Origin of the sequence: Geobacter sp. AOG2 (genome assembly GCF_019972295.1) — a bacterium.
Lineage (GTDB): Bacteria > Desulfobacterota > Desulfuromonadia > Geobacterales > Pseudopelobacteraceae > Oryzomonas.
In genome coordinates, this window is record NZ_BLJA01000001.1 from 2,629,445 (window position 1) to 2,642,809 (window position 13,365).

The window sequence follows — 13,365 nt, forward strand, 5'->3', positions numbered from 1 at the left end:
CCGCCATGCCTATCTGGAAATCTCCGGCCACATTGGAAGAGATCAGGGAGCGTTCCCGAAACACCCTGATAGAACACCTGGGGATAGAGTATCTGGAGATCGGCGACGATTACCTGAAGGCCCGGATGCCGGTGGACGACAGGACCCGGCAGACGGCCGGCATCCTCCACGGCGGAGCGTCGGCCGCCCTGGCCGAGACCCTGGGAAGTATCGCGGCCGGACTGTGCGTGGACCGGGAACGGCAGAGGATCGTGGGGCTGGAGATAAACGCCAACCATATCCGCCGGGTGACGGAGGGGTGGGTGACCGGCATCACGAGGCCGATCCATGTGGGGAAGACAACACAGATCTGGGAGGTCAGGATTCATGACGAGCGGGACAAACTGGTCTGCATCTCCCGCCTGACCGTGGCGAACATCGCGAAACCGTAACAGGAACTGCCCACAAAAAAAGGGCGTGCAACCTTCGCACGCCCTTTCCTTATGTATCACCCACGCTGCTATCGCGCCGTGTAGATGATCGAATACTTGAAGGTGGCCGGATCGAGGGAGTCGATGATCTTGTCCCCCACCCTGGCAAAGGGATACATCAGGTAGTTAACCGGTCCGCCCGGCTGGGGCGGGTTGAGGGTCAGGTCCCGGCCGGCGGACAGCTTGACCCGGTAGGGGTCGATACCGCCCCAGAAGTAGGCGCGGTATTCCTTGGTCTTGGCGTCGTCAAGCTTGAGGTTCTCCACCAGCATGGCCTTGCGCACGTCGGCCGCGTCAACCGGCACCCAACCGTAGCCGGGAAGGTAGAACTCGGCCCAGCAATGCTGCCAGGTGGACACATCCACCATATCCTTCTTCCCCATGCGGATGCCGAACGCCTCCCGCGCCGGGACGCCGGCGGCCCTGGCCAGGGCGACGAACACAGAATGGATGTCGGCGCACTTGCCTCCCGGCTGTTTGAGCAGGGCGCACACGTCGCCGGCCCCGCAACCGCGGGTCTTGGGATCGCGGTAGGTGTTCTCACAGGTCCAGTCGTAGATCGCCTTGGCCTTTTCCAGCACCGTTGTCTTGCCGGCGGTGATGGTTCTGGCCAGCTTGCCCACCTCTCCGTCCACCGGTCCCAGGCTCGTGGCTGCCAGATACGGGGCAAAGTCGGCTTTGTTCCAGGCCCCTTCCACGGCGGGGAAGTCGCGGCGGATGACCTCGCTGCGTTCGGCCTTGAACGAGAAGGTCAGCTTGCGGCTCTTTGCCCCTTTGTCCCAGCGGGCGTACAGCATGGGGGTGCTGGTGGCGGAATCCGCATACACGGCAGAGGCGGCGAAGTCGCCGCTGACCTTGATATCGGTGATCTTCTGGTCCTGGTCCGAGATCGGATAGGGAAGCCACAATTCCGCTTCTCCCGCCGGAGCGTAGGCGGACAGGTCCACGGTGGTGGTGATGGTCCCCGAGTGTTTTGCGGGGGCCGCCCACGAGGCCGGGGCAAGGGCAAGGGCGGCGGTGAGGACGGAAACCGCGGCCATGATTCTCTTGGTCTTCATGTTCTTCTCCTTTGTGGTTCGATCGAAATGAGGCCCCACGTTATAGCGTGGCGCCCCGGTTAGGTCAAATTGGTAGTTTCGATCAAAAGAGAAGGTGAAAGCTGCAAAACCGATCATGGGACTTATTGGGCTTATAGGACTTATGGGACTTATGGGACCTATGGGACTTATGATCTTTTATAGGTCTCATAAGTCCCATAAAAACCCAGGCCAAAGGAAGGATATTTTACGCCCGGCTGGACGGACCGCGTGATTTGCGACGATGGTGTTTGCCGCTTTTTTTGCCGTGCTGATGGTGGCCCTTGGCATGCGTTTCGGATAGAGCCGCCACCATTCTGATGCGGCGGTGTGAGGCGGTCCGGATGCTTCGGTGTGCGGGGCGGTGCAGCCTCGGGGATACCCGTGCGACCTTGGGAGGCGCCGTGAGCAGCGCCGTAACCTGTTGAAGGTCGCCGGGCTGGCGGAACTCCGCAACGGCGATGGTGGAAATGTCGCTGCGCAGTTGATTGAAGGCCCTGATGTCCTGGTAGTTAAGGCGGGTTGTCAGCAGGATCACGAACAGGTCCTGCTTCGGATCTATCCAGATGGAAGAACCGCTGTACCCGGTGTGGCCGAAGGAGGTGTCGGAGAACAATCTCCCCCTGGGCGACGAAAAGGGGGAATGCATATCCCACCCCAATCCCCGCACCACGGTGCCGTTGCCGCACAACAACGGGGAGGTCATCTGTTTCACCGCCTGTTCGGACAGGATGCGTTTGCCGTCGATGGCGCCTCCATCCAGCATCAGGCGGGAAAACCGGGCCAAATCCCGCGCGGAGCTGAAGAGGCCGGCATGGCCCGCCACACAGCCGAGGCGGCGCGCGTTCCGGTCCTGGACGATCCCGCAGGTACTTCCCACCGTCGGGGCGATCCGGCCCGCAAGATCCGGCGCCGGCAGGAACATGGTCTCGGGAACGTCAAGCGGTGCATAGAGTTCATCATGGCAAAAGACGTCCAGGGTCTTGCCCGAGACCCGATGGACGAGCTCTCCCAGCAGGATGAAATTGATATCGGCATACTTGAAGCTGCTGCCCGGCCGTGGCCGCCCCGTCTCCCCGGCCGCCTTCAGGACGGCGTTTTCCATGGCCTGGTCCGTGCTCATGCCGAAGTCGGCAAGTCCCGAGGTGTGGGTCAGCAGATTGAGGATGGTGGTGTTCTCGCTCGGAGACCCCTTGAATTCGGGAAACCAAAGGGAAAGAGGGTCCGTCAGGGAGATTTTGCCCTCATCCACCAGCTTCATCACTGCGGGGGTCGTCGCGATTACCTTGGTCAGGGAGGCGAGATCGAAGATGGTCCGCTCATCGAGCGGCGGCGCATCCGGGGCGGCGGTGAGCCGCCCGCGGGCCGTACTGGCAAGGATACCGGTGTGGTCGCCGACCACTACCACGCCGCCCGCGATAAGATTGCCGGCAATGGCGCGCTCCATGAGATGATTGATGGTGGCGATATGGTCGAAACTCACCACATCGTCCGACGCAAAGAGGATCGAAGCGGGAAAAAACAGACAGATGGAGATGAGGCTATAGATAAGACGCACGATATGCCTTTGCCGCGCGCAGGGCGGTGATTGCAGATATCCGCGATTACCCTGACTGCGTTCGGTACTTTGTTATATACTATCTCACGGAAGTCGATGGGAACATTGTGATTCTTATCACATAATCAGGGTTCGGTAAAGCGTTGGCATCCCTCCGGCGGATAAATGCCCCATACGGCTGTTCAACTTGACAACACCACGGCTCTGTTGTCACAATCGCAAACATGCATGCAGGCTTGGTGTCGGAGCGGCACAGAGAGGTGATGAAAAATGATCCTGGTAGTAATTTTCATGCTGGTGGCAATCATTGCCGTTGCACCCATATACGGCTCTCGCCGCTGGCAATCCGCCACGAAAGAGATGCATGACACGTTGCAGGCATCACGCCTCCCCATCGGGCCCACGGCATATGGCCCGGATGAACTGGACGGCTTGCCCGCGCCGGTTCAGCGTTACTTTCGTGCAGTGCTCACGGAAGGGCAACCCATAATCTCCGCTGTCACCGTTGAGCACACGGGCACTTTCAACATGAGTGAAACCGGCGAGCAATGGAAACCGTTCACCTCGACCCAGCGGATAATAACCCAGCGGCCGGGCTTCGATTGGGACGCCCGTATCAGGATGATACCCGGCCTGACGGTGCGGGTGCATGATGCCTATATTGCCGGCGAGGGCATACTGCACGCATCGCTGTTTGGACTACAGTCGCTGGTGAATCTGCGGGGCACGCCGGAGATGGCGCAGGGCGAACTGATGCGCTTCTTTGCCGAAGCGGCATGGTACCCGACGGCATTGCTGCCGAGCCAGGGTGTGCGGTGGGAGGCGGTGGATGACCTCTCGGCCAAGGCAACGCTGCAGGACGGCGGAATCTCACTGACGATGCTGTTTCGTTTCCATGAAAACGGCCTGATCGAATCAGCCCGCGCCGAAGCACGCGGACGCACCGTCGCAGGCGCGGTGATTCCCACGCCCTGGGAGGGCCGGTTCGACAACTATACGTCGTGCAACGGCATGCGTATCCCGATGGAAGGCGAGGTGGCATGGATTCTTCCCGAAGGAGCGAAGGCCTACTGGCGCGGCCGGATCACAAAGCTCGATTATGAGTTTGCCGGCTCGTGTCCCATAACGACATCGCCGGACTAAAGCGGCATTTCATTCACCCCCCCGCAGGCACCCTCCCCCCACCCCACAAACCGTCGCGCACCTGTAACGAAAGGGAGCACCCCCTGGTCAAAAGGGATCACCCCCCTCTTGCTTTCAAACCACCTCCGCCGAGCCGGCACAAAAAATAATATCACAACTTCAACATGTTATCAGATTTGCGGTCGATTTCAGCCGATAGGCATACCAATTGCTGTATACGCGTGACCTCAAAGGCGCCGGGCAGGACAACACCCTGCTGTCCGGACAATTATTCATAGGGAAGGGAGTAAGCTGTATGGGAATGTCACGAAGAGACTTCCTGCGGGGAGGAGCGCTGGCGGCTGCCGGCGTGGCCCTTACCGGCAGGCAGGGCGAGGCGAACGCCGATGCCCCGCAGATGAGGACCAAGGGGCTGAAAAGCTCCACCACCATCTGCCCCTACTGTGCGGTCGGCTGCGGCCTGATCGTCCACACCAAGGACGGCAAGGTGGTCAACATCGAGGGGGACCCCCAGCACCCCATCAACCAGGGTTCGCTCTGCTCCAAGGGCAGTTCCCTCTTCCAGGTGGCGGTCAATGACCGGCGTCTGCAAAAGGTCATGTACCGGGCTCCCGGTTCGGACCAGTTCGTGGAGAAATCATGGGATTGGGCGCTGGACCGCATCGCCCTGCGCATGAAGGAGACCCGCGACAAGACCTTCAAGCAAAAAGAGATCAACAAGAAGGACAACAAGGAATACGTGGTGAACCGCACCGAAGGCATGGCGTTCTTCGGCGGGGCCGGACTGGACAACGAGGAGTGCTACCTCTGGGCCAAGTTCGCCCGCGCCATGGGCGTCGGGATGCTGGAACACCAGGCCCGACTTTGACACTCCGCTACAGTCGCCGGTCTGGCGGCTTCATTCGGTCGTGGTGCCATGACCAACCATTGGATTGACCTGAAGAACAGTGACGCCATCTTTATCATCGGCTGCAACCCGGCCGAGAATCACCCGATCTCCTTCAAATGGATCGAAAAGGCCATGGACAACGGGGCCAAGCTGATCGTCGTCGACCCCCGCTACACCAGAAGCGCCTCCAAGTCGGATGTGTACGCCCAGATCCGTCCGGGGACCGACATCGCCTTTCTGGGCGGCATGATCAATTACGCGCTCCAGCACGACATGGTCCACCATGAGTATGTGCGGGAGTATACCAACGCCGCCTTCATCATCAACGAAAAATTCGATTTCCAGGACGGCCTGTTCTGCTCCTTCGACGACCAGGAGAAGAGCTATGACCCGAAATCCTGGGCCTACGAGAACGATGCGGCCGGCAATCCCAAGCGGGACATGACGCTACAGCACCCGCGCAGCGTCTTCCAACTGCTCAAGAAGCATTACAGCCGCTATACCCCGGACAAGGTCTGCTCCATCACCGGCACCAAGAAGGAGGATTTCCTCAAGGTGGCCGAGACCTTCTGCGCCACGGGCCGCTCCGACAAGGCCGGTACGCTCCTCTACGCCATGGGCATCACCCAGTCGACCCACGGCACCCAGAACGTGCGCGCCGTGGCCATGCTCCAGTTGCTTCTGGGCAATATCGGCATCGCCGGCGGCGGGGTCAACGCCCTGCGCGGCGAGTCCAACGTCCAGGGTTCCACCGACTACGGCCTGCTGTTCAACAGTCTGCCCGGCTACCTCAAATCGCCCGAGTACGACAACGTGGACCTGAAGGCCTACAACGAGAAGTGGACCCCCAAGACCAAGGACGCCAAGAGCCCCAACTGGTGGAGCAACACGCCGAAATATATCGTCAGCCTGCTCAAAGCCTGGTACGGGGACAACGCCACGGCGGAGAACGACTTCTGTTACGACTACCTGCCCAAGCGCAGCGGCAACTATTCCTACTCCAAGATCATCGAGCGGATGACCAAGGGGGACCTGGAAGGACTGGTCTGCATGGGCATGAACCCGGCCATGGGCGGCCCCGATTCCAACAGCGCCCGGTCGGCCCTGGGCAAGCTGAAGTGGCTCGTTACGGTGGACCTGTGGCAGACCGAGACCTCCATCTTCTGGAAGCGTCCCGGCGTTGACCCCAAGGACATCCAGACCGAGGTCTTCATGCTGCCGGCCGCCTCATCGGTGGAAAAGGAAGGCTCCATCTCCAACTCGGGCCGCTGGACCCAGTGGCGCTACAAGGCCGTGGAACCGGTGGGCGAGTCCAAGAGCGACCTGTGGATCATCACCCAGTTCTTCAAACGCATACAGGCACTCTACACCAGGGACAAGGGGACCTTCCCCGAGCCGCTCACCAAGCTGGCCTGGAATTACGGCGAAGGGCACGAGCCGGACGTCCACCAGGTGGCCAAGGAGATCAACGGCTACTTCACCAAGGACATGACCATCGTGGACAAGGACAAGACCCTGGAGTTCAAGAAGGGCGACCAGGTCCCCATGTTCAAATACCTGCAGGCCGACGGCTCCACCACCGGCGGCTGCTGGATCTACAGCGGTTCCTACACCAAGGACGGCAACCAGATGGCCCGGCGCGACGCGTCCGATCCCACGGGTCTGGGGCTGTTCCCCAAATGGTCCTGGTGCTGGCCGGTCAACCGCCGCATCCTCTACAACCGCGCCTCGGTCACGCCGGACGGCGCGCCGTTCGACCCGAAGCGGACGGTCATCGCCTGGGACGCCCTGGAGAAGAAATGGAAGGGCGACGTGCCGGACGGCCCCTGGCCCCCCATGAAGGACGACAAAGAGGGCAAATACCCCTTCATCATGCTGGCTGAAGGGCATGGCCGGCTGTATGCCCTGGATATGAAGGACGGCCCATTCCCCGAGCATTACGAACCCATGGAGAGCCCGACCCGCAACCTGCTCTCCAAGGTGCAGAACAGCCCGGTGGTAAAGACCCAGAGCAACATCAGCACCAACACGACCAAGTTCCCGTTCATCGGCACCACCTACCGCATGACCGAACACTGGCAGACCGGCGGCATGACCCGCAGCCTTCCCTGGCTGGTGGAACTGGTGCCGAACATGTTCGTGGAGATCAGCGAGTCCCTGGCAAAGCAGAAGGGGATCAAAAAAGGAGACAAAGTCAAGGTGACGACCGAACGCGGTTCCATCGAGGCGGTGGCCCTGGTCACTGCCCGCCTGAAGCCTTTCAACGTGAACGGCACGCCGGTGGAGCAGGTCGGCATGCCGTGGCACTTCGGTTATTCCGGCCTGGCCACGGGGGACAGCGCCAATCTGCTGACCCCCACCGTAGGCTGCGCCAACACCAATATCCCCGAGTTCAAGGCGTTTCTCTGCAATATCGAGAAAGGGGGTAACAAGGCATGAGCGGCGGACCCATCGATTTCAATAAAACCAAGTCGTTTCTGATCGATACGACCAAATGCACCGGCTGCCGCGGCTGCCAGGTTGCCTGCAAACAGTGGAACCAGCTCAAGGCGGAGAAGACCGTCTTCTTCAGCGGCGAGGGATATCAGAACCCGCCCGCCATGTCCGAGTTCACCTTCACCCGGATCAAGTTCAGGGACTACCAGAAACACGGACAGAACGAGTTCGCCTTTTACAAAGAGATGTGCATGCACTGCAACGAGCCGGCCTGCGCCTCGGTCTGCCCGGTAGGGGCTTTCCACAAGACCGCCGAAGGTCCGGTGGTGTACGACGACAAGCGCTGCATCGGCTGCCGTTTCTGCATGGTGGCCTGCCCCTTCGGCATCCCCAAGTACGAGTGGAGCAAGGCCTTCCCGCTGGTGCGCAAGTGCACCGGCTGCTACAGCCGGATCAAGGAAGGGCTGCAACCGGCCTGCGCCACGGCCTGCCCCACGGCCATCACCTACGGCAACCGGGACGACATGCTGAAAGAGGCGGAACGTCGCCTCAAAAACAAGCCGGAACGCTATTTCCCGGCTATCTACGGCAAGGAAGAGGCCGGCGGCACCAGCGTCTTTTACCTTACCCATCAGCCCCTGGACGAGTTGGGCTTCAAGCAGGTCACCAAGCGTCCCCTCCCCTCCTACACCTGGCAGGCCCTGCGCCTGGTGCCGGGCATCTTCCTGGGGGTCGGCGGCACCCTGTCGGCCATCACCTGGTTCCAGCACCGCAAGGACCGCATACGCCGCGAGGAAGAATTCAAGAATTCCCGCGTGACCCCGGAGCAGAAGGAGGATAACGAATGACCGCCGCCCAGCTAGTTATGAATGAGATCAAGGGCTATCACCGCTTCATCAAGCTGATGATCGTCCTGACCGGCATTGGCGCCGTGGCCGCCATGGCCCGCTTCGTCTTCGGCCTGGGAGCCACCACCAACCTGAACGACATGTACCCCTGGGGCCTGTGGATCTCCTTCGACGTCGTCACCTCGGTGCCCCTGGCGGCCGGGGCGTTCACCATCGGCGTCGTGGCCCACGTCTTCCACATCAGGAAACTGGAGCCCCTGGTCAGGCCGGCCATCGTCACCGGCTTCCTGGGCTACTCCCTGGTCTGCATCGGCCTCTTGCTCGACCTGGGGCAACCCCAGCGCGGCATCAACGTCCTTTTGTACTGGAACGTCCACTCCCCCATGTTCGAGGTTTCCATGTGCGTCATGGCCTATACCACGGTCCTGACGCTGGAATTCCTCCACCCGGTGGCCGAGCGCTTCGGCTGGCATCTGCCGCTGCGCCTGCTGCGCACCCTGGAGTTGCCGTTCGCCATCCTGGCGGCCATGATCTCGACCCTGCACCAGTCCACCCTGGGGACCTTCTTCCTCATCGCCGTGGACAAGCTGCACAACCTCTGGTACAATCCGCTCCTGCCGCTCCAGTTCTGGCTTTCGGCCATCTTCACCGGCCTCTCCATCGTCATCTTCGAGGCCAGCCTGGTGCACAAGTTCATGGGGCAGCCGGACGAGTCGGACCTGCTGGCCACCCTGACCAAGATCATCCCCTGGGTCATGGGGGTCTACATCGCGGTCAAGGTCTATGCCCTGGCCTTCCTCTCCCACGGGCCGCTCTTCGACCGGCCGGTGCTGCTGGCGCTGTTTTTGGCGGAGGTAATCCTCGGGGTCCTTGTCCCTTTCTGCATGTTCCTGACCAGGCGGATCCGCACCGACAAAAAAATGCAGTTGCGGGCCGCGAGCCTGGTGATGTTCGGGCTGATCCTGAACCGCTTCAACGTCTCCATGTTCGGCATGGAGCAGGCGGGACAAAAGATCTACGTGCCGTCCGTTATCGAATCCCTGGTGACCATGGGCATCATCTCGGCCCATATCCTCTTCTTCGTACTGATCGCCAAGTACTTCCCGATCTTCGAACACCATCCCGAAGCGACGGACTACACCATCCCCGACCACTTCCGCAAGATCGACAAGGGGCACGAGGCGCTCGGAGCGGCACACGAGGCATAGTTCATTTGTCCAGGAGGGCCGCATCGTTCGCGGTGCGGCCCCCCGCAAATCTCAAACTGTAATCCCTAAATACGAATCTGCCACAGAGACACGGAGATAAACATTTTTAAAAGTAATACGACATTTTGGTCACATTCTCTTCGCCATTCCGATTGTGATACTATTTGATAAAAGCTGTGCTTTCATCTGTGGCTCCGTGGCAAAATTACGATCTTAGGGTACTAGGTTAACGTATGAAAACAATCCATGTCTTTAACCAGGGACGGCTCGAAGAACAACAGGGTGAAACCGTCCGCGAGTTTCCGGTCGTCCTTCATGTCAATGGCCGGGAGATAGCCACCCTGATCTCTTCGCCCCACGATCTCCGTTTTCTGGTGGCCGGTTTTCTCCGCCTCCAGGGGTTTGTGACCTCTCTCGACGACTTCCACATGCTGTCGGTGTGCGAGGATTTCGGCACCGCCAGCGTGCGCATCAAGGGGGAGTTGCCGGAACGGCTCAAGCCGGTGCTCACCTCGGGCTGCGGCACCGGCATCACCTTCAACCTCCCCAACGCCGGACTGCGTACCGTCCCGCGCGCTCCCGCACCGGTAACGGCGGACACGATCTTTCGCCTGATGGACGAACTGAACCACCGCTCCGACCAGTACAAAAGCCACGGCGGCATCCATTCGGCGGCGGTGGGCGACGATCGGGGCATCATCCTCGCCGCCGAGGACATAGGCCGCCACAACACCCTGGACCGGATCGCCGGCGAAGCGCTCATAAAGAACATCGACCTGACCGGCAAACTGCTGGTCACGTCCGGCCGGATCTCCACCGAGATGGCGGCCAAGGCCGCGCTGCTGGGCATCACCCTCATGGCGTCCCGCACCTCCCCCACCGACATGGCCATCACCATATGCGAGCAGGCGGGCATCACCCTCATCGGCTACGTGCGCGGCGGAAAATTCACCGTGTACAGCCACCCGGAGGCGCTCTCCGCCGGAGCGTGCCGACCCGTCCCCCATCAGGGGCGGACGATCCCCGGCGTCACGGGCGTCATCCTGGCCGGCGGGCAGTCCAGCCGCATGCGGAGCAACAAGGCGCTCCTCCCCTACAAGGGGGGGCGTTTCATCGAGGCCATCTACCGACAGTTGACGGAGCTGTTCGACGAGGTGATCCTGGTTACCAACACCCCGGACGAATACGCCTTCCTCCCCTGCCGCAAGGTACCCGACCTATATCCCGGCATGGGGGCGCTGGCCGGGCTCCATGCCGGCCTGCACCACAGCGCCACGCCGCACATCTTCGCCGTGGCCTGCGACATGCCCTATCTGAACAGCGCCCTGATCAGGCGGCTGGCCGCCCTGAGAGACCGGGCCGACGTGATCATTCCCGAGGGGGAAGGCGGGCTGGAACCGCTGCACGCCCTGTATGGCAAGGGCTGCCAGGATGAGATGGAGAGGTCGCTGAAGGGGGGCAGCCGGAGGATCGTCTCCTTCTTTCCCCATGCCAGGGTCAGCGTCTTTTCCCGTGACGAGGTCATGGCCTTCGATCCTTCCCTGGACTCATTCAGAAACATCAACACCCCGGCCGACTACTTCGAGCTGCGGGACGGGGAACGGGAAGCGGGCAACCAGGGAGCGCCGCTGGCCGCCCAGGCGGGGTAGCACCGCAAGACATCCGAATCCGCGGCGCCTTCACGGCGGATCGAGCGACATGCCGGAGCCTATCGCCGCCCGCGAGCAGCCGTACCGGCTGTGCCGTTTGTCCTCCGCCCCGGCGGAAACACCGCCGCCCCCGGACCGGGGCATGGTGAGCAAGACGTGGAGGCGCCACGAATTCGGTACATTGACTTGAATATTCTCAACGGGTAGTATACTTAAAATATTCACATCTCCGAACCGTTCCGCCTGCCGGTTTTTTCCATGGCGGCACGGTCTATGGGCAGTGCGGGAAACGGCACTACCTCCCTTTTGGAAAGGAGACCCGCGCACCATGCCCACGTGCATGTTCCAGGGGCCCTTTCCAACCGGAAAGGGCCTTTTAATTTGCCACGGAGCCATAGAGACCCGGAGAACGGCAACAACAGAATCGATCTTTACATGGATGGCCGGGATGAATGGGAAAAACCGCGACGGATAAAATTTATTTCGTTTGCCCCCACATCCTGTAAAAAAGGTTTTCTCCGCGCCTCTGTGGCTCTGTGGCAAACCGTTATTTAGAATTACTATTCCAGGAGGAATACCATGAAGCTGTTTGTGAAGCTCACCCTGACTCTGGCCCTGATCGCGGGCCTGTGCACCGCCGCCGTGGCCGGCGAACGCCTGCGCATGTCCACCACCACCTCCACGGAGAACTCCGGGCTGCTCAAGGTCCTGCTCCCGCCGTTCGAGAAAAAATACAACTGCACCGTGGATGTCATCTCCGTCGGCACCGGCAAAGCCCTGAAACTGGGGGAAACCGGCGATGTGGACGTGGTCCTGGTGCATGCCCGCGCCCTTGAGGATGCGTTCGTGGCCGCCGGTTTCGGGGTCAACCGCCGCGATGTGATGTACAACGACTTCATCATCATCGGTCCGGCCAACGACCCGGCCAAGGTCAAAAGCGCCAAGACCGCGACCGCGGCATTCAAACTCATCGCCGCCGCCCGCGCCCCCTTCATCTCCCGCGGCGACGAATCCGGCACCCACCAGAAGGAGAAGGCGCTGTGGAAGGCGGCCGCCATGAAACCGGCCGGCTCGTGGTATGTGGAATCGGGGCAGGGCATGGGCGAGGTCATCACCATGGCTACCGAGCGGCAGGCCTACACCCTGGCCGACCGCGCCACCTACAACGCCTACCGCTCCGGCAAGACCGACCTCAAGGTCGTCTTTGAAGGGGAGAAGGGACTGTTCAACCCCTACGGCGTCATCGCCGTCAATCCCAAGCGTTTCCCCCATGTCAAGTTCGACCTGGCCATGAAGTTCATCGAGTACATCACCGGCCCCGAGGGACAGGGGATCATCGCCTCCTTCAGGGCCCACGGGGAACCGGTGTTCTTCCTGTACGGCCACAAGGGGCGCTAAGTGGGCTTTATCGCCGAATCCCTGCGCACCTCGGCGGCGCTGATCGCCACCCTCGACCCGGAGGTCTTCGCCACGGTGACGACCTCGCTGGCGGTCTCCTGCTGCGCCATCATACTGGCCGCCATGATCGGGGTTCCGGCAGGGGTCGCGGTGGGATTGCATGATTTCCCCCTGAAACGGGCGGTCGTCACCCTGCTGAACACGCTGATGGCCATGCCGACCGTCGTGGTGGGCCTGCTGCTCTACGGCATCCTGAGCCGCCAAGGCCCCTTGGGCGGCATGGGTCTTCTGTTCACGCCCACGGCCATGGTCATCGGCCAGACGCTTTTGGCGGTACCCATCGTGGCCAACTATACCGTCGGCGTCGTCCAGGGGGCCGATCCGCGTATTCTGCCCACCGCCCTGACCCTGGGCGCCAGTCCGCTCCAGGGAGTGCTGCAACTCATGCGCCAGGTCCGCTTCGGCATCATCGCCGCCCTGATCGCCGGATTCGGGCGGATCATCGCCGAAGTAGGGGTGGCCATGATGCTCGGCGGCAACATCCGCGGCTATACCCGCACCATGACCACGGCCATCGCCCTGGAGACCAGCAAGGGCGAGTTCGCCTTCGGCCTGGCCCTGGGCATGATCCTCATGACCGTGGCCCTGGCGATCAACCTGTTTCTCAACACGCTCCAGCAAAGGTAGTCC

General features: G+C 61.3%; 10 protein-coding genes and 1 riboswitch. Of the genes, 8 read left to right on the forward strand and 2 right to left on the reverse strand.

Features of this window, described 5'->3' with window-relative positions:
• The first annotated feature begins 5 nt into the window (after positions 1-5).
• A complete protein-coding gene (locus LDN12_RS12075) occupies positions 6-431 on the forward strand; it encodes a hotdog fold thioesterase (protein ID WP_223922913.1) in 426 nt (141 codons plus the stop codon).
• A 68-nt stretch (positions 432-499) separates the two neighbouring features.
• Here the strand turns inward: LDN12_RS12075 and LDN12_RS12080 are convergent, their stop codons facing one another.
• Entirely contained in the window at positions 500-1,528 is a 1,029-nt protein-coding gene (locus LDN12_RS12080; protein ID WP_223922914.1) for a transglutaminase-like domain-containing protein, read from the reverse strand.
• Positions 1,529-1,754: 226 nt separating this feature from the next.
• Positions 1,755-3,104, reverse strand: coding sequence for a serine hydrolase (locus LDN12_RS12085; protein WP_223922915.1), 1,350 nt, complete (start codon positions 3,102-3,104; stop codon positions 1,755-1,757).
• Positions 3,105-3,374: 270 nt separating this feature from the next.
• On the opposite strand from LDN12_RS12085, the gene LDN12_RS12090 reads away from it, so the two are divergent.
• The 7 genes from LDN12_RS12090 to LDN12_RS12120 all read left to right on the forward strand — a co-directional run bounded on the left by LDN12_RS12090 (position 3,375) and on the right by LDN12_RS12120 (position 13,362).
• Positions 3,375-4,247 (forward strand): DUF6544 family protein, encoded by an 873-nt coding sequence (locus tag LDN12_RS12090; protein ID WP_223922916.1) that lies wholly within the window; start codon positions 3,375-3,377, stop codon positions 4,245-4,247.
• A gap of 295 nt (positions 4,248-4,542) precedes the next feature.
• On the forward strand, positions 4,543-7,575 hold the full coding sequence (fdnG, locus tag LDN12_RS12095) for a formate dehydrogenase-N subunit alpha (protein ID WP_223922917.1): 3,033 nt from the start codon (positions 4,543-4,545) through the stop codon (positions 7,573-7,575).
• Positions 7,572-8,420, forward strand: a complete 849-nt coding sequence (locus LDN12_RS12100; RefSeq protein WP_223922918.1) for a 4Fe-4S dicluster domain-containing protein — start codon at positions 7,572-7,574, stop codon at positions 8,418-8,420. Before fdnG ends, LDN12_RS12100 begins: the two co-directional genes overlap by 4 nt.
• Positions 8,417-9,628: an NrfD/PsrC family molybdoenzyme membrane anchor subunit gene (gene nrfD, locus LDN12_RS12105; protein ID WP_223922919.1), complete on the forward strand. Its 1,212-nt coding sequence runs from the start codon at positions 8,417-8,419 to the stop codon at positions 9,626-9,628. Before LDN12_RS12100 ends, nrfD begins: the two co-directional genes overlap by 4 nt.
• A 233-nt stretch (positions 9,629-9,861) precedes the next feature.
• Entirely contained in the window at positions 9,862-11,277 is a 1,416-nt protein-coding gene (gene fdhD / locus LDN12_RS12110; RefSeq protein ID WP_223922920.1) for a formate dehydrogenase accessory sulfurtransferase FdhD, read from the forward strand.
• 215 nt (positions 11,278-11,492) lie between these two features.
• A riboswitch (molybdenum cofactor riboswitch) is annotated at positions 11,493-11,610 on the forward strand.
• Between the two features lie 246 nt (positions 11,611-11,856).
• Complete coding sequence (locus tag LDN12_RS12115) at positions 11,857-12,675, forward strand: substrate-binding domain-containing protein (protein WP_223922921.1); 819 nt, start codon at positions 11,857-11,859, stop codon at positions 12,673-12,675.
• On the forward strand, positions 12,676-13,362 hold the full coding sequence (locus LDN12_RS12120) for an ABC transporter permease (protein WP_223922922.1): 687 nt from the start codon (positions 12,676-12,678) through the stop codon (positions 13,360-13,362).
• Positions 13,363-13,365: the final 3 nt, after the last annotated feature.